General features: G+C 64.5%; 18 protein-coding genes. 8 read left to right on the plus strand and 10 right to left on the minus strand.

The window, feature by feature from the left end:
* Positions 1 to 6 precede the first annotated feature (6 nt).
* The 8 genes from B7Y64_RS01125 to dnaA all read right to left on the minus strand — a co-directional run bounded on the left by B7Y64_RS01125 (position 7) and on the right by dnaA (position 13,385).
* Positions 7 to 1,188, minus strand: coding sequence for a Wadjet anti-phage system protein JetD domain-containing protein (locus tag B7Y64_RS01125; RefSeq protein ID WP_291324179.1), 1,182 nt, complete (start codon positions 1,186 to 1,188; stop codon positions 7 to 9).
* Positions 1,185 to 4,499: an ATP-binding protein gene (locus tag B7Y64_RS01130; protein WP_291328187.1), complete on the minus strand. Its 3,315-nt coding sequence runs from the start codon at positions 4,497 to 4,499 to the stop codon at positions 1,185 to 1,187. The genes B7Y64_RS01125 and B7Y64_RS01130 overlap by 4 nt, the downstream gene beginning before the upstream one ends.
* Positions 4,496 to 5,254, minus strand: a complete 759-nt coding sequence (locus B7Y64_RS01135; RefSeq protein WP_291324181.1) for a DUF4194 domain-containing protein — start codon at positions 5,252 to 5,254, stop codon at positions 4,496 to 4,498. The genes B7Y64_RS01130 and B7Y64_RS01135 overlap by 4 nt, the downstream gene beginning before the upstream one ends.
* Positions 5,242 to 6,738 (minus strand): DUF3375 domain-containing protein, encoded by a 1,497-nt coding sequence (locus B7Y64_RS01140; protein ID WP_291328189.1) that lies wholly within the window; start codon positions 6,736 to 6,738, stop codon positions 5,242 to 5,244. Before B7Y64_RS01140 ends, B7Y64_RS01135 begins: the two co-directional genes overlap by 13 nt.
* Positions 6,739 to 6,766: 28 nt before the next feature.
* Positions 6,767 to 7,954, minus strand: coding sequence for an ATP-binding protein (locus B7Y64_RS01145; protein WP_291328191.1), 1,188 nt, complete (start codon positions 7,952 to 7,954; stop codon positions 6,767 to 6,769).
* 27 nt (positions 7,955 to 7,981) lie between these two features.
* Positions 7,982 to 10,597 carry a DNA topoisomerase (ATP-hydrolyzing) subunit B gene (gene gyrB, locus B7Y64_RS01150; RefSeq protein ID WP_291328193.1) on the minus strand — a complete coding sequence of 872 codons (2,616 nt, stop codon included), beginning with the start codon at positions 10,595 to 10,597 and terminating at the stop codon, positions 7,982 to 7,984.
* A gap of 126 nt (positions 10,598 to 10,723) precedes the next feature.
* Positions 10,724 to 11,842 (minus strand): DNA polymerase III subunit beta, encoded by a 1,119-nt coding sequence (gene dnaN / locus B7Y64_RS01155; RefSeq protein WP_024813491.1) that lies wholly within the window; start codon positions 11,840 to 11,842, stop codon positions 10,724 to 10,726.
* A gap of 127 nt (positions 11,843 to 11,969) precedes the next feature.
* On the minus strand, positions 11,970 to 13,385 hold the full coding sequence (gene dnaA / locus B7Y64_RS01160; protein WP_081739319.1) for a chromosomal replication initiator protein DnaA: 1,416 nt from the start codon (positions 13,383 to 13,385) through the stop codon (positions 11,970 to 11,972).
* Between the two features lie 354 nt (positions 13,386 to 13,739).
* Here dnaA and rpmH point away from each other — a divergent pair, with 354 nt between their 5' ends.
* The 7 genes from rpmH to B7Y64_RS01195 all read left to right on the plus strand — a co-directional run bounded on the left by rpmH (position 13,740) and on the right by B7Y64_RS01195 (position 19,471).
* Positions 13,740 to 13,874 (plus strand): 50S ribosomal protein L34, encoded by a 135-nt coding sequence (gene rpmH, locus B7Y64_RS01165; RefSeq protein WP_005798102.1) that lies wholly within the window; start codon positions 13,740 to 13,742, stop codon positions 13,872 to 13,874.
* Between the two features lie 63 nt (positions 13,875 to 13,937).
* Positions 13,938 to 14,414 (plus strand): ribonuclease P protein component, encoded by a 477-nt coding sequence (locus B7Y64_RS01170; RefSeq protein WP_291326739.1) that lies wholly within the window; start codon positions 13,938 to 13,940, stop codon positions 14,412 to 14,414.
* Positions 14,411 to 14,704: a membrane protein insertion efficiency factor YidD gene (yidD, locus tag B7Y64_RS01175; RefSeq protein WP_024813488.1), complete on the plus strand. Its 294-nt coding sequence runs from the start codon at positions 14,411 to 14,413 to the stop codon at positions 14,702 to 14,704. Before B7Y64_RS01170 ends, yidD begins: the two co-directional genes overlap by 4 nt.
* Positions 14,701 to 16,413 carry a membrane protein insertase YidC gene (yidC, locus tag B7Y64_RS01180; protein WP_291328195.1) on the plus strand — a complete coding sequence of 571 codons (1,713 nt, stop codon included), beginning with the start codon at positions 14,701 to 14,703 and terminating at the stop codon, positions 16,411 to 16,413. Before yidD ends, yidC begins: the two co-directional genes overlap by 4 nt.
* 91 nt (positions 16,414 to 16,504) lie before the next feature.
* Positions 16,505 to 17,926, plus strand: coding sequence for a tRNA uridine-5-carboxymethylaminomethyl(34) synthesis GTPase MnmE (mnmE, locus tag B7Y64_RS01185; protein WP_291324502.1), 1,422 nt, complete (start codon positions 16,505 to 16,507; stop codon positions 17,924 to 17,926).
* 80 nt (positions 17,927 to 18,006) lie between these two features.
* Positions 18,007 to 18,498: a cyclic nucleotide-binding domain-containing protein gene (locus tag B7Y64_RS01190; RefSeq protein WP_024813485.1), complete on the plus strand. Its 492-nt coding sequence runs from the start codon at positions 18,007 to 18,009 to the stop codon at positions 18,496 to 18,498.
* A gap of 109 nt (positions 18,499 to 18,607) precedes the next feature.
* On the plus strand, positions 18,608 to 19,471 hold the full coding sequence (locus B7Y64_RS01195) for a hypothetical protein (protein WP_291324501.1): 864 nt from the start codon (positions 18,608 to 18,610) through the stop codon (positions 19,469 to 19,471).
* A gap of 65 nt (positions 19,472 to 19,536) precedes the next feature.
* Here the strand turns inward: B7Y64_RS01195 and B7Y64_RS01200 are convergent, their stop codons facing one another.
* Positions 19,537 to 20,091, minus strand: coding sequence for an adenine phosphoribosyltransferase (locus tag B7Y64_RS01200; RefSeq protein ID WP_024813483.1), 555 nt, complete (start codon positions 20,089 to 20,091; stop codon positions 19,537 to 19,539).
* A 219-nt stretch (positions 20,092 to 20,310) separates the two neighbouring features.
* On the opposite strand from B7Y64_RS01200, the gene B7Y64_RS01205 reads away from it, so the two are divergent.
* Positions 20,311 to 23,370, plus strand: coding sequence for an EAL domain-containing protein (locus tag B7Y64_RS01205; RefSeq protein ID WP_291328198.1), 3,060 nt, complete (start codon positions 20,311 to 20,313; stop codon positions 23,368 to 23,370).
* 121 nt (positions 23,371 to 23,491) lie between these two features.
* Here B7Y64_RS01205 and B7Y64_RS01210 read toward each other — a convergent pair whose 3' ends face one another.
* Positions 23,492 to 25,477, minus strand: coding sequence for a monovalent cation:proton antiporter-2 (CPA2) family protein (locus tag B7Y64_RS01210; RefSeq protein ID WP_291324499.1), 1,986 nt, complete (start codon positions 25,475 to 25,477; stop codon positions 23,492 to 23,494).
* Between the last annotated feature and the right edge of the window lie 5 nt (positions 25,478 to 25,482).

A 25,482-nucleotide genomic window follows, 5' to 3' on the forward strand; every position in this document is an offset into this window, starting at 1 on the left:
TTGTGCCTAATCTCCATCCACCCAGGCGCGCACGGCGCGGTGCACGGCGTTGGTGGGGACAAACTCTTGCTCCAGCCGCCCCTTTTGCTGCGTGCGCAGGTGGACGCACAGCGTGGCCTCGTCGGGTGCCAACATGCCGCAAGCGCTGTCGGGGGCATGCACTGGTTCGGCCACGGCCAGGTGCTGGTGGGCGCTGAAGGTGGCTGCGTCCATCAGCAGCGCCTGCAGGTGCGGCAGGTGGTGGCGGGCCGTGGCCAGCATGTGCAGGCCCCAGGTGTCGAGGTCGCCCCAGTAAGCCACGCGGCGCCCTTGCAGCCAGGGCGCGGCCAGCCAGCCCAGGTTCAGGCCTGCGCCCAGCACGGCGATGGTGTGTGCCACGGGCTGTAGCAGTTGGTGCAGGCAGCGCTCGTTTTCTACCAGCAGGATGCGGCTGTCGGGCAGTGGCGTGGTGAGCAGCTCGCTGGCGCGCACGCGCATCTGCGCAAAGGGCAGCAGGTCGGGGGACAGCGGGGCGATGAGCAGCCAGTGGTCGTCCTCCGGCAGTGCGCCGAGAAAGCCCACCAGCCCCTGGCGGCTGGCTTCGCCGTCGAAGCGCTCGTCCAGCAAGGCGGTGAGCAGGCTGGCGTGGCGTTCAAAAAACTTGGTGTCATTGCCCTGCACGGCCAGTGCGCGCAGGGGTTTGCCTTGGGCGCAGCCGGGCTCCAGCTGCAGGGCTGTGTGCGCGGCGGCAATGACGGCTTCGGTGGGCGTTTCGCGCCACTGCACCAGGCGGCGCACCAGCAGGCGCTGAAAGCCGGGCCGCTCCACCCCTGCGATGAGGGTGCTGAGCCGGGCGTAGTCGCTTTTGACCTGCGCATGGCCCGGCACCTTGAAGTGGCTGATGGCGGCGATGCACTGCGAGGGCTTGGCCAACTGCCAGTGCGTGGGCACGGCGATGGCGTCGCTGCTGCCACGGTAGCGCCGCTCTTGCCATTGCACGCTGCCCAGGCCGTGCTGTTCTACGGCGCGCCACTGCTGCAAATGGCAGCGCAGCGCGGCGGCGTCGTTCAGAAACACGGCCGTGTCGGGCTGGCCGATGGCCAGGGTCAGCGGCCACGCGGCGGCGGCGCCCAGAAGCTGGCGTTCGCGCCAATCGGCGCTGTTCCAGTGTTGGGCCAGCCGAGCAGCCAGTTCCTGGGGCGACTTCATGCCTCTATGCCGGTGGGGGCGCTTGGAGTGCTTGGAGCGCTGCGGCGGAATGCGTCGATTTCTTCCCAGCGCAGCGACGCCAGCGTGGCCTGTGCGCCGCGCCGGTGCACCACCACGGCGCTGCGCGTGTGGTTGCGCAGCAGGCGCACTTCCTTGTTGGGCGTGACGAACAGCGCATGCAAGCCAAACTCGCGCAGCGCCTGGATGATGCGCGCGGCCACGGCCTGCGAGCTTTTCGAAAACGCCTCGTCCAGCACGATGGTGCCGAACACCGGGCGGCTGGCGCCGCTGGGGCACAGCGCGTAACTCAGCGAGGCGGTGAGCACGTAGCTGGCGATGATTTCTTTCTCGCCCCCGCTGCCGCCTTGCGAGCCGGTGCGCCGCTCCAGCATCCGGCCGTTGGCCCGGTCGAGCACCAGCACGGCGAACTGCAGGCGGTAGCGGGCATCCAGCAGCGCTTGCGCGGCCCTGCTGCGGCGGTTGCTGGCGTGGGTTTGCAGGATTTCGACGATGGCGCGCAGCGCGCGGTAGTGGCTTTGGCCGCCATCGTCGCGCAGGCTTTCGGTGCGCAGTTGGGCCTGGGCGCGGTTGAGTTCTTGCAGGCTTTGGTGCACCACGGCGCGCGGCTCCAGCTGCAGGTAGCGGCCGGGCTGGAAGTCCACGCGCTGGAGCGTGTCGTTGAGCTGGGCAATGCGCTCTTCAATGTCGGTCACCTGCGCAGCGATGCCGTTGAGCAGCGTGTCCACGCCCTGCTGTGAGGTGTTGTTGAGGTATTCCTGAAACCGCTGGCGTTTGTGCGGCAGGGCTTCTTCTTCCAGCGCTTGCAGGCGCTGCAGGTAGTGGGGCAGCGCATCCACCTCTTGCGCGTGGTCGGCCAGTGCGCCCCGGTCTTCGGCCTTGGCCTTGCCCATTTGGCGCACGATGTCGGTGTGCAGGGTGCCCAGCTTTTTGCTGGCCTCGGTGACTTTGGCTTGCACCGTGGTGCCTGCTTCGCGCTCCTGCGTTTCCAGGTTATCGCCATCAAGCGGGGGCAGGCGGTGCCCGGCGCTGGCCAGCCTGGCTGCAAAGTCGGTGGCAAAGTCCGTGTCGATCACGGCCGCGCCAGCGCTGCGTGCGTGGTAAGCGCTGTGCTTCTTTTGCGCAGTGGTCCGCAAGGTCTCGTCTTGCGTCTGTGCCGTTTGCAAATCGCGCCACTGGGCTTCGGCAGCGCGGGTTTGCTCTTGCGCTGCGTCCCAGCGCTTTTGGGCCTGTGCGGTGTCTGAGCCCGGGTGCAGCAGCGCCTGCAGTTGCTGCGTTTTGTGCTGCAACTGCGCATCGGCAGCCGCCGTGTCCAGGTCTTCACAGCGCAGCGCCTGCAGGGAGGCCCACAGTTGGCGCTTTTCCTGTGCCTGGCGTTGGGCATTCAGGGTTTGGGTCTTTTTGGCCTCTAGCGCTTGATAGTCAAGCGCTAACTGCTCCTTTTGTTGTAGCAAATGCGCCAGCCGGTCGCGGTTGTCAAACCCCGTCATCCAGTCCTGGTCCAGGCGCTTTTGGTCTTGCTTGTCGAAGTGGCCGGATTGGCTGGACATCAGCCCCTGCACCGTCATGGCGTGGGGTGTGCGCTCCAGGGTCTCCACATCGGGCACGCAGTGGCGGTCCAGGCCGTGCAGCAGATGGCGCAGCGTGTTCAGGTGCGCGGCGGGGGTGGCGGGCTTCAGGTTGAGCTTGCGCGCAAAGCCATCGGGCATGAACGCTGCGGGGGTGGCAGCCTGCACTTCCAGCAGGCGCACATGCAAGCGGTTGTGCCGCTGGTTCACCCACTGCAGCGCGGCGTGCATGGCGGCCTGGGGCACCAAAATGCGCAGGCGGTGGCTGCCCAGCGCACGCTCGATGGCGCCGCGCCAGGCCTGCTCGGCTTGGCGCACTTCGACCAGCTCGGCGGCAAAGGGCAGGTCGCTTTCTGGCACGCCCAGGTGCTCGGCCAGCTCAGCGCGAAAGCGCTGAAACTCCACGGGCAGGTTGGAGCCAGGGCGCTGGCGCACGGCGTCGTACTCGGCCTGGGTGTCGCGCAGGCGGGTGTGGGCGTTGTGGGCCTGGGCGATGGCGTGTTCGGCGTCGGCCTGCAACTCGGCCTCTTCGGCGTCGATCTGCTCCATCGCCGCCTGGGCTTGGGCCTGATGGCTGACCAAGTGGTCGGCCTCTGCGTGGTCCCCCAGCCCCAGGTTGCGCGCCAGTGCCTGGTACTGCGCCAGGTTGTGCGCAATGCGTGCCAGCTCTTTGCGCGCATGCTCGATGTTCTCTTGCAGCGATTCGATGCTGGCACCACCTGCTTGCAGGTACAGGCCGTGCAAGTCCTGCTCGTGCTTGCGGGCGCGGTGGACCTGCGCTTGCGCAGCAAGTAGTGCATCGCCCCGCGCCGCCATCTGGGCCTGCAATTGCGCCACGCGCTGGCCCCACCATTGCGCGCCCTGCGCCGCAAACCAGTGCGGCAGTTGCTGCTGCAGCGCCTGCAGGCTCGCTTGGTGCTGGGCCTGCTGCTGCTCGCGCGTGGCCAGGTCGCGCAGCGGTAGCAGCGACACATACTGCGCATTGGCCAGCTCCAGGTCGGCGTGGATGGAGGCCAGCTCGGCAAAGCCATCGACCACCTTCTGCGCATCGTCAAAGGCCGCGTGGTCGTCCAGCACCAGCTCGCGAAAAATTTCGTCAATGCTGTTGAGCTGCTTGAGGCCCGCCGCGCGGTTGAGCAGCGTGAAGGCGTTGGGCCCCACCTCAAAAAAGCTGTGCAGCTTGGCCAGGTACGGGGCCTTGCTGCTGAACATCTGCAAGCCGTCACTGTCCTTGGCCAGCCGCGTCAGTGCCTTGGCACCACCGCTGTGCTGCTCCTCCAGCCACAGGTCCAGGTTGTGTTCCTGCCCCTGCGCGAAGAGCCAGCGCTTTTGCATGTCGGCGGCCGACTGGCTGCTGCCGTCAAACCACAGCAGCGCGCCCAGCCAGACCGATTCAGCCCCACGCACCAGCCGTGCAGCCACGCCCGTGGCGCAGCGCCCGGCCCGTGCAATGTGGTCGCCGCTGTCGTTGCCCTGGCCGCTGGCGCCGCGCACGTAGCTCACCAGGTCGCGGTCGCTTTCGTGCCCGCCGGTCGAGGCCAGGTTGTAGCGCGGGCTGGCGCACAGTAGCGTCATCAGCGCATCGACCAGCGTGGTCTTGCCGCTGCCCGTGGGGCCGATGATGGCGCTGTTGCCGGGGTCGATGGCCACCTGGTGGCGGCCTGCGAACGCGCCCCAGTTGTAAAGGTGCAGCTCTTGCAGTATGAAGGAGGCGTTGGCGCTCATGGCGTGCCCTCTGGCTTGGCTGCACTGCCTTGTTCAGCCACCTTGCGCAGGCGCAGCAGCAGCGTTTGCAGGTTCTCGGGGTTGAGCAGGTGCACGATCATCGGGCGGATGGTGATGCAGTCTTGCGCATCCACCTCGCTCACCATGCCGTGCGTGCGCAGGTTCTCCAGCAGTTGGGTCAGGCGCTTGCGCTCTTGCATGTCGCTGCCAGTGCTACCCAGGTAGGTTTCGAGCTGCGGCAACAGGCTGTCCACCGTCACGCGCACCACCGCGCCGGTGCCGCTTTCTTGCTCGCGCTGCAAAAACTCGCGCCGCAACAAGGCAAGCAGCAGCGATTGCTCCAGCGTCAGACGCTGGCGCTTCATCAGCGGGTGCGTCCAGTCGTCCTGCTCGCTTTCGTCGGTGTCGTCGCCTGCGTAGCCGGGCACTACGGCCAAAAAGGCCAGGCCACGCACGTCGTCCACCACTACGCGCAGGTCCAGCGGTTCCAGCAGTGCATCGAGCAGCGTGGTGTGCGCCGCAACCAGGCCGAACAGCTTGGGCTTGACCGCAGATTCGAGCCAGCCGTGCGCTAGCAAAAACTGTAGCGCCTGGCGCACGTTGGACGGGGTTTGTGAATGGTTTTGTGCCTCAAACGCTTTTGCAGAAAGCGCTGGCAGCTCCTCTTTTGATAGTAAGGGCGATGCCTCAACGCCTGCGGCCTGCGCGGCCATGCGGTCAAAAATATCCGGCTCTTGCTCCATCACAGCTCCCATTCCCTGTGCGCCAACTGCGCGCTATCCAGTGCCACGCGCGGCACGGTAAAGCGCCAGTGCGCGTCGCCATCTTGTGTGTCGATCTGCTCCTCACCCGGCTGCAGCGCCACGCCCGCCTCGCGCGCCATGGCCAGCCACAGAGCAAACGTCTCCAGGTCGTGTTCGCCCGGTGGCAGCGCGGCGGCCAGCTCGGCCAAGGTCATGGGCTGGCCCTGCTCGGCCAGCGTTTGCAAGGTGCGTTGCACCAGGGCGTCGCGGTCCAGCCCCTCAAACGCCTGCCAAAACTCGCTGTCCATCTGGCCCAGGTCGGCGTATTGGGTGGTGAGCAGCAGCGCGGCCTGTGCGCCGCCGTCCAGCGACTTGGTGCGCAGCCGCTCTACCAATGGCACGCTGCCCAGTGCCACGCCCACCGGCGGCAGCGGCGCGCTCTGGCGGCGCACGGCCTGGCGCTGCCAGTCGATGCGCAGCGCCTGCTCCAGCACGTCGTTGAGCAACTGCCCTACGCGCTGGTTCTCGGCCGCCTGGCCAGTCTTCATGAACTGGCTGACCTCGCGCTCGCTGCGCGCCCGCACGGCCTGCACCACCTTGGCCTCTTTGATGAGCTGCTGCACCAGCAGGCGCAGCGTGCTGTGCTGCAGGCCATCCAGGGCCTTGTCTGCAGCAGGATGGTCCAGGATCTGGCGGATGCGCTGGCGCATCTCGGTCAACTCGGTTTGGTGGGACAGTTGCTGGTGAAAGCTGTCGAACACGCGGCCCTCTTGCGTGTTCAGCAAGTTGGCGTGGCCATCAAGCAACTGGTCCATCACCGCGCCCCGGTGGTGGCGGGCGCTGATGATGGCCTCGCGCAGCGCCCGGTCGGCCTCGCGCCACGAATCCTCCACCCGCCGAAAGTCCGCCCGCAAACTGACCGACAGCGCATACACCTCGCGAATGCCTTCCACGGCCTGCTCGGGCGTCAGTTCTGCGATGCGGCCCGCCTGCACGTCGTCGAGCTGCTGCTGCAAGTCTGCGATGCGGCGCTGCAGGTGCTCGGTGCGGCTTTGCGGGTCGGGGTTGAGCGCGGCGGCCAGGTTGTCGATTTCGCGCTGCACCACCGCCAGGCGCGATGCGGTGGAGGTCATCATCCGCCCATCGAGCTGCGCAATGAAGCGCAGCGCGGTTTTCAGCGCATCGGTCTCAAACACCCGCCCCTCGCGCTCCACCACCAGCCCGCGCCGTATCCATTCGCGCACCTCGCGTCGGGCCTGGCCCAGGGGGTCGTCGCTATCGATCTCAAAGTCCACCTCGTTGGCATGTGCGGCCAACATGTCCGCCAGCGCCTGGACGGCGGCATCAAACGGCACGCCATCGCGCTGGTGCTCGAACAACGCATCCAGACAGCTCAACACCAGCGGTGCCCGCCGAGAAGCCAGCAACACCCAGGCCGGGTGCTGCTGGCGGGCGGCGATGTATTTGTGGGTGCGCTGCTGGTTGAGGGTGGCCATGGCGAGGGTGAGTGCGGGGCAGCCGCTCTTACGGTAACAGGGCCGTCAACGGCACTGCTTCCACCTGCTGTGCCAGTGCATACCGGTGCTGCCCTGGATAGACCACATACAGTGCATCCAGTTGCAGGTCTTCCATGGCGATGCGCATGCTGGGCGTGAGCTTGGGCGCGTCGCTGCGCTTGAACTCCACGCCCACGCGCCGCCCGTCTTTGAACAGCAGCAGGTCCAGCTCTGCGCCTTGGTGGGTTGCCCAGAAATAGGCTTCGTCGGGCTGTGCGATGCGCAGAACCTGCTCCAGCGCAAACCCTTCCCAACTGGCGCCGCTGAGCGGGTGCACCAGCAGTTGCGGCAGGCTTCGGATGCCCAGCAGCGCATGCAGCAAGCCGGTGTCGCGGAAATAGATCTTGGGTGCCTTGACCTGCCGTTTGGCCAGGTTCGCATGCCACGGCTGCAACTGGCGAACCATGAAGGTCTGCGTGAGATAGTCCAGATACCGTCGCACGGTGGGTTCGGTGATGCCCAATGACCGCGCCGGCTCGGCGGCGTTCCACGTCTGTCCGTGGTAGTGGGCCAGCATCTGCCAAAAGCGCGTCATCAGTGGTGCGGGTGCGTTCATGCCAAGCAGCGGCAGGTCGCTGCTGACATGGCGCTGAATGGCAGCGGTGCGCCACTGGGTGCTCACTGCATCGTCAGGTGCCAGGTAGGCGGCAGGGAACCCACCGCGCAGCCAGAGTTGTTGCACCGTGTGGGCATCCGTGCCCGTTTCGCCAATATCAAAGCCGCTCACTTCCAGCGTCACCGCGCGGCCCAGCAGCGATTCGCTCTTGTGCATTACGCGGGGCGAGGCGCTTCCCAGCAAAAGGTATTGGCCGTTTTGGTGCATCTGCCCGGGCCGGTCCATCAGCACACGCAGCGTCTCCGGCAATGCGGGCAGGTGCTGGACCTCGTCAATCACCACCAGGCCTTGCAGACCTGCCAGCGTGGTCATGGGGTCCGTCAGCCGTTGGCGCGAGACGGGGTCTTCAAGATCGAAGTAATGAGGGCTGGTGACGTCGATGAAGTGGCGCGCCAGCGTGGTTTTGCCCACTTGCCGGGGTCCTACCAGTTCCACTGCACGAAAGGATGCGAGCAGCCGCGCGAGCTGGTCAATGAGATGGCGGCGTTCGATCAACATGAGTGCCATGCTACCAAACACCATGAAAATCGAAAACGCCATTTTCGATTTTCATGGCAAATCACCTTGTCAAACGTCGATATTCCCAGCGCGCAAAGCGTTGGTTTCGATGAACTCCCGCCGTGGCTCCACCTCATCGCCCATCAGCATGGTGAACACGCGGTCGGCCTCGATGGCGTCGTCGATCTGCACGCGCAGCAGGCGGCGCACGGTGGGGTCCATGGTGGTTTCCCACAGCTGGGCGGGGTTCATTTCGCCCAGGCCTTTGTAGCGCTGGCGGCTGGTGGAGCGTTCGGCCTCCGAGATGAGCCACTTCATGGCCTGGCGGAAGTCGCCCACTTTTTCTTCTTTTTGCTTTTCGCCTTCGCCGCGCATTACCTTGGCGCCTTCGCCGAGCAGGCCGCGGAAGGTTTCGGCGGCTTCGGCCAGGGCGGCATAGTCGGCGCCGTGCACAAAGTCTTGCGTGATGACGCTGCTCTTGATGTTGCCGTGGTGGCGGCGGCTGATGCGCAGCAGGGGCTTGTCGGTGCGCGCGTCAAACTCGCCGGCCACTTCGGCGGGGGCACCGGTGGTGTTGAGCTCGCGCAGCTTGGCCTGCAGGGCCACAGCGCTGGTTTCGGCTTCGGCCACGGTGTCGAGCTGGAGGGAAACGCCGTCGGCAATGGCGCGCAGGGCCTCTGCGTCCATGAAATTGCCCAGGCGCGCGATCACGCTTTCAGCGATCTGGTGCTTGCGCGCCAGCTCGGCCAGTGTGTCGCCGCTCAGGGTCTGGTTGCTGGCGGTGCCGGTGAACACGCTGGCGTGGTTCAGCGCAATGCGCAGCAAAAAGCCGTCGAGTGCGGGCGCGTCCTTGAGGTACAGCTCTTCCTTGCCGGCCTTCACCTTGTAAAGCGGCGGCTGGGCAATGTAGATGTGGCCGCGCTCCACCAGCTCGGGCATCTGGCGGTAGAAGAAGGTGAGCAGCAGGGTGCGGATGTGGGCGCCGTCCACGTCGGCGTCGGTCATGATGATGATGCGGTGGTAGCGCAGCTTGGCGACGTCAAAATCGTCGTTGCCGGTGCTGCCGCCGGCCTTGCCGATGCCGGTGCCTAAAGCGGTGATGAGCGTGAGGATTTCGTTGCTGGTCAGCAGTTTTTCGTAGCGGGCTTTTTCCACGTTCAGGATCTTGCCGCGCAGCGGCAGGATGGCCTGGAACTTGCGGTCGCGGCCCTGCTTGGCAGAGCCTCCGGCGGAGTCGCCCTCGACGATGTAGATCTCGCACATCGCCGGGTCTTTCTCCTGGCAGTCGGCCAGCTTGCCGGGCAGGCCCATGCCGTCGAGCACGCCCTTGCGGCGGGTCATTTCGCGGGCCTTGCGGGCGGCTTCCCGGGCGCGGGCGGCTTCCACAATCTTGCCGCAGATGATCTTGGCGTCGCCGGGGCGCTCTTGCAGGTAGTCGGTGAGCAGCTTACCCACGATGTCTTCCACCGGCGCGCGCACTTCGCTCGACACCAGCTTGTCCTTGGTCTGGCTGCTGAACTTGGGCTCGGGCACTTTCACGCTGAGTACGCAGCACAGGCCTTCGCGCATGTCATCGCCGGTCACCTCGACCTTGGCTTTTTTGGCAAAGTCGTTTTCTTCGATGTATTTGTTGATGACGCGGGTCATCGCGGCGCGCAGGCCGGTGAGGTGGGTGCCGCCGTCACGCTGGGGGATGTTGTTGGTGAAGCACAGCACCTGCTCGGTGTAGCCGCTGTTCCACTGCATGGACACTTCCACGCCGATGTGCGTGCCGGGAATGCCGCCGTAGGTTTCTGCCGGGCGCTCGCCCGCCGCATAAAACGAGGTGGGGTGCAGAACGGTCTTGCCCTTGTTGATGAACTCGACAAAGCCGCGCACTCCGCCCGCGCCCGAGAAATCGTCTTCCTTGCCGGTGCGCTCGTCTTTCAGGCGAATGCGCACGCCGTTGTTCAGAAAGCTCAGCTCGCGCAGGCGCTTGGCCAGGATTTCATAATGGAAATCGCTGTTTTCCTTGAAGATTTCGGTGTCGGGCAAAAAGTGCACTTCGGTGCCGCGCTTTTCGGTGTCGCCGATCACCTTCATGGGCGAGACTTCGACGCCGTCCACCGTTTCGATGATGCGGTTTTGCACAAAGCCCTGGCTGAAGTCCAGCACATGCATCTTGCCTTCGCGGCGCACCGTGAGGCGCAGCTTTTTGGAGAGCGCGTTCACGCAGCTCACGCCCACGCCGTGTAGGCCGCCCGAGACCTTGTAGCTGTTCTGGTTGAACTTGCCGCCGGCGTGCAACTCGGTCAGCGCAATCTCGGCCGCCGAGCGCTTGGGTTCGTGCTTGTCGTCCATCTTCACGCCGGTGGGAATGCCGCGGCCGTTGTCGGTGACGCTGATGGAGTTGTCCGAGTGGATGGTGACCACGATGTCGTCGCAGTGGCCGGCCAGCGCTTCGTCGATGGAGTTGTCCACCACCTCAAACACCAGGTGGTGCAGGCCGGTGCCGTCGCTCGTGTCGCCGATGTACATGCCGGGGCGCTTGCGCACGGCCTCCAGGCCTTCCAGGATGGTGATGGCGCCTTCGCCGTAGCTTTCGCTGGCGCCAGCCTGGTTGGTGTCGATTTTTGGCACAACGGGCTCACCATTACCGGTGGAGCCGTTCTCGATGGGCTCGGGTTGCGTGTTGTCTGCGGTCATGGTGGGCCTTGGGATCCGTGGAAACCGGCGGTTTCCAATATGTTCAATGATAAAAAGTGGCTCTAGCGCTTATGGGGTAAGCGCTAACAGCTATCAAAACAATAGTGTTCTGGTGGCTGTGCTGCGTCAGATGCGCATGGGCATGACGACGTACTTGAAGGTGCTGTTGTCGGGAATGGTCAGCAATGCCGAGCTGTTGCCGTCCGACAGCTCAACCTTCACCATGTCCTGGCTCATGTTGGCCAGGGCGTCGATGAGATAGGTGACGTTGAAACCGATCTCGATAGTGTCACCGCCGTAGTCGATGTCGAGCTCGTCCACGGCCTCCTCCTGCTCGGCGTTGTTGCTGGCCACGCGCAGGGTGCCGGGCTCCAGGTTCAGGCGCACGCCCTTGAACTTGTCGCTGGTCATGATGGCGGTGCGCTGCAGGCTGGCCAGCAGCGGCGCGCGGCCCAGGGTCACGCTGTTGGTGTGGTTGCGCGGGATCACGCGGTTGTAGTCGGGGAACTTGCCCTCGACCAGCTTGGTGACAAACTCCATGCCACCAAACGTGAACTTGGCCTGGTTGTTGGCAAACTGCATTTCGATGTGGGGCTGGTTGTCGCCACCCGCATCAGACAGCAGGCGCTGCAGCTCGATCACCGTCTTGCGCGGCAAAATCACCTCTTGCTTGGGCACTTCCACATCCAGTGTGGCGCTGGCAAAGGCCAAGCGGTGGCCGTCGGTGGCCACCAGGCTCAGTTGCTTGCCTTCGGCGACAAACAAGATGCCGTTGAGGTAATAGCGGATGTCCTGCACCGCCATGGCAAACGACACCTGGCCCAGCAGGTCTTTGAGCGTCTTTTGCGGCACGCTGAACACGGGGCCAAAAGCCGCCGACTCCTGCACCAGCGGAAAATCTTCAGCCGGCAGCGTCTGCAGCGTGAACCGGCTTTTGCCGCCCTTCAAGATGAGCTTGGACTGGGCCGATTCGAGGCTCACCGTCTGGTCGCCGGGCATGGTGCGCAGGATGTCGATGAGCTTGCGTGCGCCCACCGTGGTGGTGAAGTCACCGGTGTCGCCACCCAGCTCGGCGGTGGTGCGGATCTGGATTTCGAGGTCGCTGGTCGTCAGCTGCAGGGCATTGCCCGTCTTGCGGATCAGCACATTGGCCAGGATGGGCAGGGTGTGCCGGCGTTCAACAATGCCGGAGACCGATTGCAGAACCGCGAGAACCTTGTCTTGTGTTGCCTTCAGGACGATCATGTCAACCTCTTGTGGTTTTTGGAACGGTGCGTGGACAGCAGCACAGGTTGTGCCTCCTCCCTGCCGCATAAACCGCCATTTTGCCCGTTAACCGGGGCGCTTCCGTTGGGGGCTTGCACCACCTGCATCAGCCCTTGAGTGTTTGCTCCAGCACATGCAGCTGCTGGTTCAGTTCGGTGAGTTGCTGGCGCTCGCCAGAAATCTTGCGCACGGCATGCAGCACGGTGGTGTGGTCGCGCCCGCCAAACAATTCTCCGATTTCGGGAAGACTCTTTTGCGTCAACTCCTTGGCCAGGTACATGGCAATCTGGCGCGGGCGGGCAATGCTGGCCGGGCGCTTCTTGCTGTACATGTCGGCGACCTTGATTTTGTAATAGTCGGCCACCGTCTTCTGGATGTTTTCCACACTGATCTGCCGGTTCTGGATGGACAGCAGATCGCGCAGCGCCTCGCGGGCCAGCTGGATGGAGATTTCCTTTTGGTTGAAGCGTGAATAGGCCAGGATCTTGCGCAGCGCGCCTTCGAGTTCGCGCACGTTGGAGCGCACGTTCTTGGCCACGAAAAATGCCACTTCCTCGGGCATTTCGGTGCTTTCAGCGCGCGCCTTGTTGATCAAAATGGCCACGCGCATCTCCAGCTCGGGCGGCTCGATGGCTACCGTAAGGCCCGAATCAAAGCGCGAAACCAGCCGCTCGTGGATGTTGGCCAGACCCTTGGGATAAGTGTCCGACGTCATTACGATATGGCTCTTTTTGGCCAGCAGGGCTTCGAACGCATTGAAGAATTCTTCCTGCGTTCGGTCCTTGTTGGCAAAAAATTGCACATCGTCGATCAACAGCAGATCGAGCGAGTGGTAGCGCTCCTTGAATTCGTCAAAAGTGCGGCGCTGGTAGGCCTTAACCACATCCGACACAAACTGCTCGGCGTGGATGTAGAGAACTTTGGAATCGGGCCGGTCGGCCAGCAGCTTGTTGCCCACGGCATGCACCAGGTGGGTTTTGCCCAAGCCCACACCGCCATAGATGAAAAGCGGGTTGTACAGGTGCCCGGGCATGCCCGCCACGTGCATTGCCGCCGAGCGCGCCATGCGGTTGGCCGTGCCTTCCACCAGGGTCTCGAACGTCAGCGCCGGATTGAGCCGGGTGCGAAAGGCGCCGGCAGGGGCTTCGTCGCTGCTGTGGTTCTGTGCGTCAGAAGGGGCGGTGGGTTGGGTGGTTGCGGGCCGGATGTAAGTGCGCGCAACGGATTCGCGCTGAGCAAGCGCTAACTCCAGCGTAACGGATTGCCCGTAAATTGACTCCAGCAGAGCGGCAATACGGCCCGCGTATTGGGCGCGAATCCAGTCGAGCTTGAAACGGTTGCCAACCAGCAGCGTGACCTTGGAAAAATCTTCGGCTACCTGCGCTATCAGGGGCTTGATCCAGGTGTTGAATTGTTGCTCGGGCAGGTCTTGGGCGAGCTGCTCTACGCAGGCCTGCCAAAGGCCCTGGCCGGCGTCAGCGCCGGGCTGGCCCATGGGGCTGCGATGGGATTCCTCGGTCATTTCAGGGGGCATTCTTGTTGTGGATAGGAGGAACGGTTCCAGGCGGCGGATTGTAGCTTGTCAAGGAGTTATCCACAATTTCAAAAGCACCTGCGAAAAACAGGGCGGCGGGGCCTGGGTGCAGGGTTTTTTGTGTTCCGATAAAGGCCTATAGCGCGATGGGCATTGCCAGCCGGCGCCAAGCCTGCGATAATTTTCGGTTTCCCTGAATGTGTTCAGGGTGATTTGACCCGGCGCGCCGTTATTTCTGCCCCGCAAGTCTTAGGCTGTGAGCGATTCCTGCAAGGGGCGCCGCGGCCAGGATGGCGTGGTTCAAGAGCAGTAGCCCGGAACTGAACCTCAAGGAATAGCATCATGAAACGTACTTATCAGCCCTCCAAGACGCGCCGCGCACGCACCCACGGTTTCCTCGTCCGCATGAAGACCCGCGGCGGCCGCGCCGTGATCAACGCACGCCGCGCCAAGGGCCGCAAGCGCCTGGCCGTCTAAGGCCGTTACGGTCTCCGGCCTGCTCCCCGGTTTGCGCCGCCAGGTTCCAAACGGGGTGCTTGCGTGCAACGGTTGAAAACCCGTCCGCAGTTCCAGGCGGCCATGGCGGGAGGCACTGTCTCCCGCACTGCGCATTTTGCGCTGCACCGTCTGGTGCTGGACGCCAACAGCGCTGCTGCCGCAGTGAACCCCATTGCTTCCTCAGGGCCCGACTCCTTGCCATCTGTGCAAGGGTCGCAGGCCCTGTTTGCCGTGCATGATGTCTGGCTGGGCGCCATGGTGCCCAAACGCTGGGCCAAGCGCGCTGTCACACGCAACACCATCAAGCGGCAGATTTATGCCGTGGCGGACCTGTTCGAGGCCCGTTTGCCGCAGGCGGCCCATGTGGTGCGCCTGCGTGCCACGTTTGATCGCAAGCAGTTCGTCAGTGCCATGTCCGACCCGCTCAAGCTGGCCGTGCGGGCTGAACTGTTGCAGTTGTTTGGCCATGCGGCACGGCGTCCTGCCGTGGCGCCAGTGCCTGCGCAGGTGGCCCCATGATGCGTGCAGCACTCATGGGGCTGGTCAAGGGCTACCGGCTGTTCCTCAGCCCCTGGCTGGGCTCGTCCTGCCGGTTTGAGCCCACCTGCTCGGCTTATTCGCTGCAGGCGCTGGAGCAGCATGGTGCTGCGGCGGGCAGTTATCTCACGGTGCGCAGGCTGGTACGCTGCCATCCCTGGTGTGACGGGGGCCATGACCCGGTCCCGCAACAATTGCCGCGCAGCATGCGGCTTTTTTCGCGGCTTTCTCCTTCCAACACCCAACCATCCTCACCAAAGAAGTCTTCATGAACGACATTCGCCGCACCATCCTGTGGGTGATTTTTGGCTTTTCCATGGTTCTGCTGTGGGACAAATGGCAGCTGCACAACGGTAACAAGGCCACATTCTTCCCTTCCTCCAACCCCGCCGTGACGGAGACTGCGCCGGGCCCTGCTGGGGCAGCGACCACCGCCACGGGCGCGGCCAGCGTGCCTTCGCCCACCACGGCGCTTGCCGCGCCCGCGCAAGGCGCGGCTGCGGTGCCGGGCCAGCCCGCCCCCGCGGCGCCCGCCGCGCGTGAGCGCGTCGAGGTGACCACTGACGTGTACCGCCTGACGTTCGACAGCGAGGGTGGCTCGCTCACCCATGCCGAGCTGCTCAAGCATGTGGACATGGCGGACAAGAGCCGCAACTTCCTGCTGTTCGACGAAAGCGCCGCCCGGGTGTATGTGGCCCAGACCGGGCTGATCGGTGGCGCCTACCCCACCCATAAAACGGTGATGCAGGCCGTGCCGGGCCCGCGCGCGCTTTCGGACGGCGAAAACGAGTTGAGCGTGCGCTTTGAGTCGCCCGACCTCGGTGGCCTGAAGCTGGTCAAGACCTGGACGCTCAAGCGTGGCTCGTACGACATGGCCGTGGCCCATGAGGTAGTGAACACCGGCAGCACGGCTGTTTCGCCCCAGCTGTATCTGCAACTGGTGCGTGACGGCAACCCGCCTCCCGGAGAGTCGTCGTTCTATTCCACCTTCACCGGCCCTGCCGTCTACACCGACGCAAAGAAATACCAGAAGGTCGATTTCAAGAAGATCGAAGAAGGCAAGCCCGAGTTCGAAAAGACTGCCACCAATGGCTATGTGGCCATGGTGCAGCACTACTTTGCCAGTGCCTGGCTGCTGGGTGACGGCATCACGCGCGAACTCTTCATGCGCAAGGTGGACAGCAACCTGTACTCGGTGGGCATGATCACGCCCGTGGGCGAAATCGCGCCCGGCGCCAGCAAGACCGTGCAGGCGCAGCTGTTTGCCGGCCCGCAGATCGAGACCATGATGGAAAAGCTGTACCCCGGCCTGGAACTGGTCAAGGACTACGGCTGGCTGACCATCCTGTCCAAGCCGCTGTACTGGCTGCTCGACAACCTGCACAAGCTGCTGGGCAACTGGGGCTGGTCCATAGTGGCCCTGGTGCTGCTGCTCAAGATCGCGTTTTACTGGCTCAATGCCAAGGCCTACGCCAGCATGGCCAAGATGAAGGCCATCAATCCCAAGATCATGGAGATGCGTGAGCGTCTGAAGGACAAGCCGCAGCAGATGCAGCAGGAGATGATGCGCATCTACCGCGAGGAAAAGGTCAACCCCATGGGCGGCTGCTTCCCCATCATGATCCAGATCCCCGTGTTCATTGCGCTGTACTGGGTGCTGCTGTCCAGCGTGGAGATGCGCAACGCGCCCTGGATCGGCTGGATCCACGACCTGTCCACGCCCGACCCTTACTTCATCCTGCCGCTCTTGATGACGGCCAGCTCGCTGCTGCAGACGGCGCTGAACCCCGCGCCACCTGACCCGATGCAGGCCAAGATGATGTGGTTCATGCCGCTGATTTTCAGCGTGATGTTCTTCTTCTTCCCGGCCGGCCTGGTGCTGTACTGGCTGACGAACAACATCCTGTCGATTGCGCAGCAGTGGATCATCAACACCCGCATGGGCGTGCCGCCGCAATTCAATTTGCCGAAGTTCAAGTGATGCTGCAGCGGCAACGCTGACATCCACGAACTGATCCCCGAAAGGCCGCGCAAGCGGCCTTTTTTCTGTCCACCTTGTAAAGTCCTTGCCCATGCTCGCCCGCCACCACGATCCCATCGCCGCCATCGCCACCGCCCCCGGACGCGGGGCTGTGGGTATCGTGCGCGTGTCGGGCAAGGGGCTGGGGGTGCTGGTGGAAGCCGTTTGTGGGCGCACCTTGCGCCCGCGCGAGGCCACTTACCTGCCCTTCCGTGATGCGGTGGGGCAACCCATTGACCAGGGGCTGGCGCTATTTTTCCCCGCGCCCCACTCCTACACCGGCGAAGACGTGCTGGAGCTGCAGGCCCATGGTGGGCCGGTGGTCTTGCAGCTACTGCTGGCGCGCTGCCTGGAGGCGGGCGCACAGGCGCACCCGGCCACAGGCCAACCCGCCCTGCCCGGCCTGCGCGTGGCCCAGCCGGGCGAATTCACCGAGCGTGCGTTTCTCAACGACAAGATCGACCTGGCGCAGGCCGAGGCGATTGCCGACTTGATCGACGCCTCTACCACTGCGGCGGCGCGCAGCGCCAGCCGCTCGCTCACGGGCGCTTTCTCGCACGAGATCCATGCACTGCGCGATGCGCTCATTCACCTGCGCATGCTGGTGGAAGCAACGCTCGACTTTCCTGAAGAAGAAATCGACTTCCTGCGCAAGGCAGACGCGCGCGGGCAGCTATCGAATTTGAAGCAAACGCTGTCGCAGGTAATGCAGCGGGCCCGCCAGGGCGCGCTGCTGCGCGAGGGCATCAAGGTGGTGATTGCCGGGCAGCCCAACGCCGGCAAAAGCTCGTTGCTCAACGCCTTGGCCGGCGCCGAGCTGGCCATCGTCACGCCCATTGCCGGAACCACGCGCGACAAGGTGCAGCAGACGATCCAGATCGAAGGCGTGCCGCTGCACATCATCGACACCGCCGGGCTGCGCGACAGCGATGACGAAGTGGAACGCATTGGCATCGCCCGCGCCTGGGACGAAATTGCCGGCGCCGATGCGGTGCTGTTCCTGCACGACCTCGCGCGCCGGGATGCGATGGACTACAGGGCAGCGGACGCAATGATAGAGAGCACCCTGGCCGAAAAATTGCCTTCATCCGTGCCCGTCATCGACGTATGGAACAAGGTGGACTGCGTTCCGGGGGCCGCACAACCTGCGTCCGCAGGGCGGGCCGCCGTGCACCTGTCGGCCCGCACGGGCGAAGGGCTGGATGCCTTGCGCCGCATTTTGCTGGAGGTGGCGGGCTGGCAGTCGGCGCCAGAAGGCGTGTACATCGCTCGCGCCCGGCATGTGCAGGCGCTGCGCACCGTGCAGCAGCACCTGGAGGAGGCAGCGGCCCAGCTGGATGCCCTTGGCCCCGCACTGGACCTGTTGGCCGAAGAGCTGCGCCTGGCGCAGAACGCGCTGAGCAGCATCACCGGCGAATTTTCGTCCGACGACCTGCTGGGTGTCATCTTCTCCAGTTTTTGTATCGGCAAGTAACGGCATTGGCCGGCTTTTGTTGTAAACAGTCGTAAAGAATGCTTGTGCCTGCTCTGTTACAAGGTTAGCTTCAACAGACCATGAACGCCATTACACCCATCGCATCCAAAATCGATCTCACGGGCCTGCTGAGCGCCATCGCCCAGGCGGATGCAGACGACAGCATGTCCAATCCTCTGACGCCCGCACAGTGGGATACGGTTTCCGCCTACCTGCAGCCCTATGCCGTGCCAGCCGGCCATGTGCTGTTTTCCCAGGGTGCGACGGACAGAACGCTTTATCTGGTCGAGAGCGGCAGCCTGAGCGTGCACTACCAAGACGAAAAGGAGCGCCTGCGGCTGGCGATTGTGGGGCCGGGGTCGGTGGTGGGAGAAGGCGCCTTCTTTTCGATGCGCCCCCGCAGCGCCACGGTGCAGGCCAGCGCGCCGACCAAGCTGTGGACCCTGACGGCTTTGCGCTTTACCGAGCTGACCAACCGCCAGCCCGCCATTGCGCTGGGTCTGGCCATGGCCGCAGGGGCTGTGCTGGCGAAACGGCTGGGCAACCGCCGCCGCCGCGTTGCAGCTACCTGACACCGGGCGTTCTTCACGCTTTTTCCGGGTTCATTGGGAGGTGCTCGCGTGGGCGCGCCGGGTAAACTCAATTCGGATATTTACCGGTGCCTCCGCCAGAAAGCAAACCATGTCCCTGTTCAGTTGGTTTAGCCGCAAACCTTCACCGTCGAAACCCCGTTCGCCCATCGAACCCTCGGGCCTGCTCAACGCGGATGCCACGGTTCCGCTGGCGGTGGGACGCAATCCGGCCCTGGAACCCCGGCCCGTGGAGCACGCTGCCAACCGCAAGAATGAACGCATGGAGCGGCGCGAACTGCTCTACACCGTGGTGCGGGATGCCATGGTGCGTGCCGGGGTACTGTCGGCCAGTTACAAGTTCAAGGTGTTGTCGCTGGACCAGCGCGGCCGGCAGTTTCTGGTGATGATGGACCTGGCCCGCGAGTTTGGCGGAGAAACCGTGCGGCTCAGCGAGATCGAGGCGCTGATTGCCCAGACGGCCAAGGCCCGTTACGACATTCTGGTGACGGCGGTTTACTGGCGCATCAATGACCATGTAGCAGTGGGCATTCCGCAAAAAGGCATTGCCCCGCTGGGGGCCTCTCTGCCCGCAGCCTCTGCCGCAGCCGGTGTGCCTGTGCGGGCGGCTGCTCCCGTGGCTCCTTCGTTGCGCCCTGCCGGGCCGGTTGCCGCCGCAGCGCCCCCTGTGCGGCCAGCCCCCATTGCGCAGGCCCGCCCCGAGGCCGCTGCGGTGCGCCCTGCGCCGCGCTACGAACCCATCGAGGCCGACGAAGTGGCGGCATTCAAGCGCGCGCTGTCGGATGCCGCTGGCGCACGGGCAGCGCCTGCCGCGGCCAGCAAGCCGGGTGTCCCGTTGCGGTCGGGACCTTTGCTGCCACCCTCCCGGCCGACCGGATTTGAAGACACCGTGATGCCCGGTGCGGATGGGGCCTCTCCGGACCTCAGCAGCACCCAATACGGCGACCTCAACTGAAATAGGCTGTGTCGGGCAGCGGCGCCCGACTGCACGCCTTTGCCGGCCCTGCGCTCAACCGGGGGTCAGTGCCCGGCGAAATCCACCAGGGTGTAAAGCGCAAGGCCGCTTTCGCGCAGGCGCTGTGATCCGCCCAGCTCCGGCAAATCGACAATGGCGGCGCCTTCGGTGACCGTGGCGCCCAGTTTTTCCAGAAGCTTCTTGCCAGCCATCATGGTGCCGCCGGTGGCAATCAGGTCGTCGATCAGCAGCACGCGGTCGCCTGGTTTGACGGCATCGGTGTGCAACTCTACGGTGGCGCTGCCGTATTCGAGTTCGTAGGTTTCTTCTACCGTGGTGAAAGGCAGCTTGCCTTTTTTGCGGATGGGCACAAACCCCACATTCAATTCGTAGGCAACCACTGCGCCCAGGATAAAGCCGCGTGCGTCCAGCCCGGCCACCACGTCGGGGCGCAGCGCGCGGTCCATGTAGCGGTGCACGAAGGCATCTATCAGGACGCGGAAAACCTTGGGGTCCTGGAGCAGGGGCGTGATGTCGCGAAACTGCACCCCCGGAGCGGGCCAGTCGGGGACCGTGCGGATGTGCTGGCGAAGGAAGTCGTTGACGCTGAGGGGCTGCATGGGATGGCGCGGTGTGGCAAGGAGCAAAGAAGAAGGCGGCGAAGGCATGGTCTGCCATTGGGGGAGTGTAAGAGCCGCTTGCCGATCTGTTGAGGGGATGTGCGTGCCAGAAACACCTACCAGCGCTGCCCCCGTCCACCCCATAATGGGTAAATGTTGTTTCTCCCTGTTCCGCAGGCGGCGTTTGCTCTACCTGCGGTCCGCGCATCGGATTGACCCATGCCCATCTCAGTCCTCTTGATCGATGGTGATTGTGCCCACGCACAGGCAGTGGTGGGTGCGCTGGTCGATCCCTGGCTGGACTGGACGGTCGAGGTGGCACCTTCGCTGGCCCACGCCCGCCCTGTGCTGGCCCGCCAGCAGACCGATGTGGTGCTGACGGTGCGGCGCGTGGTGGATGGCACTGCCTTTGACGTGCTGGAACTGCTTGACAACGTGCCCGCACTGCTCATCGTGCCGGAGGGAGAAGAGGCGCAGGCGGCACACGCCATGCGGCATGGCTTCTGTGACTTTCTCGTGCAGACCCCGCAGCGGGACCATCTGCTGGCGCTTCCGGCGCAGATTCAGGCGGTACTGGAACGCAGCACGGGCGCCCGGGCGCGCCAGAGCGCCGAGGCCATGCTGGCACGCCAGCACCGCTTGCTGCAGGCCATCACACAAGCCCAGACCATCTTCATTGCCGGCTCGTCGCCTCGCGCCGCGTTTGAGGCGGTGCTGCAGGAATTGATGGCGCTCACCGGCAGCGCGTTCGGGCTGGTGGGGCAGGTGCAGCACAAGCCCGAGGGGCAGCCATTCTTGCGCGTGCATGCCATGACCGACATCAGCTGGGATGTCGCTTCGCGCGCCCAATATGCGCAGCATGCCCAGGAGGGAATGGTCTTTGACAACCTGCACACCCTGCTGGGTGCGGTACTTTTGACGGGTGAGCCCGTCATCAGCAATGACCCCGGCACCGACCAGCGCAGCACCGGGGTGCCGCCGGGGCATCCCGCACTTGAAAGCTATCTGGGCCTGCCCATCCATGCCGCAGGGGCGTTTGTCGCCATGGTCGGGCTGGCCAACCGCCCCGGCGGGTATTCGCAGGCAGATGTGCAATTTTTGCAGCCGTTGCTCAACACGGTGGGGCATCTGGAGCTGGCCCGCCGGGCCGAGCTGGCGCGCAGTGAAGTCGAGTCCCAGCTGGCGCGCACCAGTGCGCTGCTGGCCGAAAAAACCCGTGCGCTGGAAGGCACGCTGGCCAGCGTTTCCCAGGGCATCACCAGCGTGGATGCCACTGGGCACATCCGTGTCTACAACCGGCGTTATCTTGAACTGCTGGATTTGCCCGAAGAACTGCTCGCAACGCAGCCGACCGTGGAAGAGGTGGTGCGGTTCCAGACCGGCAGGGGTGATTTCGGACCCGGGTTCGAGTTGATCGAGCCGTCCGCACGGGCGTATGTGGCATCGGATCACTCGTGGCGCGTGGATGGCCCCAGCGTGCCCGAAACCTATATCCGCAAAACACGCGCGGGGCGGTTTCTGGAGGTGCGCACACGGCTTCTCGAGGCCGGTGGGCGCGTGCGCACTTTTTCCGATGTGACCGATTACCTGGGCACACTGCAGGCGCTGCGGGAGAGTGAGGCGCGCTGGCGCAGCCTTACCCATCTTTCTTCGGACTGGTACTGGGAGCAGGATGCCGACTTCCGGTTTGTCCGGTTCGACGGCAGCGCAGAGCGTGATCGGGATATCCCGGATGAATCGCAATACGGCCTGACCCGCTGGGAACTGCCCGACGCCGTGGTGGCGCCCGGGCAATGGAGCAAGCACCGCCAGCAGCTGCAGGCCCACGAGGTCTTTCATGACTTCGAGATGCGGCGCACCAGCAGCGATGGCACGCCCATCTGGGTATCCATCAGTGGCGAACCCATCTTTGATGCCGAAGGCCGGTTTACCGGGTATCGCGGCATTGCACGCAATATCACCCAGCGCAAGAAGGCCGAGGCCGAGATCGAGCGGCTCGCGTTTTATGACGAGCTCACAGGGCTGCCCAATCGCCGGCTGTTGCTGGACCGGCTCGCGCAGGCGGCCCAACTGTGCGCGCGCGAAGAGTGCCACGGCGCCCTGCTGTTTCTGGACCTGGACAACTTCAAGGCCATCAACGACACGTTCGGTCACGAATGGGGAGACCACCTGCTGGTTCAGGTGGCGGAGCGCTTGCAGGCTGGTGTGCGGTCTGTGGACACCGTGGCCCGCCTCGGGGGTGATGAGTTTGTGCTGATTCTCCAGCACCTGCACAGCGTGGAGCCCGAGGCCGCTGTCGAGGCCGAAGCGATTGCCCAGAAGGTCATCGCATCGCTGAACGAACCTTTTCAGGTGGACAAACGCGAGATTCACAGCACACCGAGCATCGGTATCGCGCTGTTTCGGGACGCGCAGCAGTCGGTGCACGAATTGCTTCAGCGTGCGGACCTGGCCATGTACCAGGCCAAGGTCCAGGGGCGCAATACGCTGTGCTTTTTTGACCCCGCCATGCAGGCCGCCGCCAGCGCGCGGTCGGCGCTGGAGGGGGATATCCGGCTGGCGCTGCAGCGCAACGAGTTTCTGCTGCACTACCAGCCGGTGGTGAACGAGCAGGGCGAGGTGATGGGCGCAGAGGCACTGGTGCGCTGGATGCATCCGCAGCGCGGCATGGTTTCGCCCGGCGAGTTCATTCCGCTGGCCGAGCAGACCGGGCTGATCCTGCCGTTGGGGCGGCTGGTCATGCGGCTGGCATGTGAACAGCTGGCGCTGTGGGCGGCCATGCCCCGCACCGCTGGCTGGAGGGTGTCGGTGAACGTCAGCGCCAAGGAGTTCCGGCACCCCCATTTTGTGCCGCAGGTGCTGGAAATCTTGCAAGAGTCTGGCGCCGACCCGAGCCGGCTGAAGGTGGAGCTGACCGAAAGCCTGATGCTGCACGACGTGGAGGACAGCATCCTCAAGATGCAGGCCCTGCGCACCCTGGGTGTGGGCTTTTCGCTGGACGATTTTGGTACGGGCTATTCATCGCTGGGCTACCTCAAGCGCCTGCCGCTCGACCAGCTCAAGATCGACCAGAGTTTTGTGCGCGACGTGCTCACCGACCCCAACGACGCGGCCATTGCCTGCACCATTGTGGCGCTGGCCCATAGCCTGGGGCTGAAGGTGGTGGCAGAGGGGGTCGAGACCCCGGGGCAGCTCGATTTTCTATTGCGCAACGGCTGCCGCAGTTTTCAGGGCTATCTTTTCGGACGTCCAGGGCCTGTTGAGTTGCTATATAAATAATAGCTATAGGCGCTTGTTGGATAAGCGTTTGACCGTATTTCTTCAAAATTATTGCTGACCGCTGCAACGGATACCCCCCCGGCCTGGGACGCCGTGCTGCGCCTCATGGGGAGGTGCCTTGTTACCCCTGCAGCAGCTTGTCCTCGGCCAGCGCCAGTGCGGCCGGGTGCCCCGAGAGCACCAGTGTGTCCCCCGCCGCCAGCAGCGCTTCGGCCACGGCGGCACTCGGGTGGCCGTCGCCCCGCCGCAAATTGACCACCCGCACGCCCATGGCGGGCAACGCCAGCCCACCCAGCGGCTGGCCAATGACCTTGGCCCCTACCGGCAGGGTGACGGTAGACAGGCGCTCTTGATCGCGCTCGTTCACGGTGTCGTCGTCGGCCCCATGGAAGTAGCCGCGCAGCAGGTTGTAGCGTGCATCGCGCTGGTCCTGCACCAGCCGCAAGACCCGGCGCATGGGCACGCCCACCAGCGCCAGCGCGTGGCTGGCCAGCATGAGCGAGCCTTCGATGGCTTCGGGCACCACCTCGGCCGCACCGGCGGCCTGCAGCTTGTCCAGGTGCAGATCATCTTGTGTGCGCACCACCACGGGCACATGCGGCGCATGGGCGCGCGCGTTGGCCAGCACCTTGAGCGCCGACGGCACATCCAGGTAGGTCACGGCCACCGCGCTGGCGCGCACCAATCCAGCTGCCATCAGCGCCTGAAGGCGTGTGGCATCCCCATAGACCACGGAGTTTCCGGCAGCGGCGGCCTGGCGCACGCGGTCGGGGTCCAGGTCCAGCGCCATGTAGGGAATGCCCTCGCGTTCCAGCATCCGGGCCAGGTTTTGCCCGCAACGGCCAAAACCACAAATGATCACGTGTTTGCTGGTGTTGATGGACTTGCGTGCGATGGTGGTCATCTGCAGTGACTGCTGCAGCCAGTCACTCGCCACCAGCTTCATCACGATGCGATTGCTGTACATGATGAGAAACGGCGTGGCCAGCATCGACAGCACCATGGCCGCCAAAATGGGGTTCATGAGTGCTGGCTGCACCAGCCCGTTCTCCAGCGTGAGCGACAGCAGCACAAAGCCGAACTCGCCCGCCTGCGCCAGATACAGGCCGGTGCGCAAGGCCACCCCGGTGGTGGCGCCCATGCTGCGCGCCAGTGCCAGGATGAGCACCAGCTTGAGCAGCAGCGGCACCGTGATCAGCACCAGCACCAGCGCCCAGCGGTCCACCAGAATGTGCCAGTCCAGCATCATGCCGATGGTGATGAAAAACAGGCCCAGCAGCACGTCATGAAACGGGCGGATGTCGGTGCCCACCTGGTGCCGGTATTCGGTCTCCGAGACCAGCACCCCCGCAATGAAGGCGCCCAGCGCCAGGCTCAGGCCCGCCAGCTCGGTCAGCCACGCCAGCCCCAGCGTGATCAGCAGCAGGTTCAGCATGAACAGCTCGTCGCTCTTGCGCCGGGCCACTTGCGTGAGCCACCAGCGCATCAGGCGCTGGCCGCCCGTGAGCAGCAGGCCCACCAGCACGGCGGCCTTGAGCAGCGCCAGCCCCAGGGCGGTCAGCAGGCGATCGGGCGATGAGCTGAGCGCCGGAATCAGAATCAGCAGGGGTACCACCGCAAGGTCCTGGAACAGCAGGATGCCCATCACGCGGCGGCCATGTTCGCTTTCGAGCTCGGAGCGCTCGGCCATCAGCTTGACGACGATGGCCGTGCTGCTCATGGCCAGCACGCCCGACAGCGCCAGCGCCGACTGCCAGCCCATCTCCCACACACCACCCACCAGGTTCGCCAGCGCCAGCGCCAGCCCCGTGACCACCAGCATGCTCAGCACCACCTGCGCCAGCCCCAGGCCAAACACCTGGCGGCGCATGGCGCGCAGCTTGGGCAGGCTGAACTCCAGCCCGATGGCAAACATCAGGAATACCACCCCGAACTCGCCCAGATGGCGCACACCCTCCGAGTTCTGGGCCAGTGCCAGCGCATGGGGCCCGATCAGCACGCCCGCGGCAAGATACCCCAGCATCGGCGGCAGTTTGAGGCTGCGGCACACCACCACGCCCAACACCGCGGCCAGTAGGTAAAGCAAGGTCAGCGCGAGTGAGGACATCTACC

The organism is Acidovorax sp. 35-64-16, from assembly GCF_002281195.1.
GTDB lineage: Bacteria > Pseudomonadota > Gammaproteobacteria > Burkholderiales > Burkholderiaceae_C > Acidovorax > Acidovorax defluvii.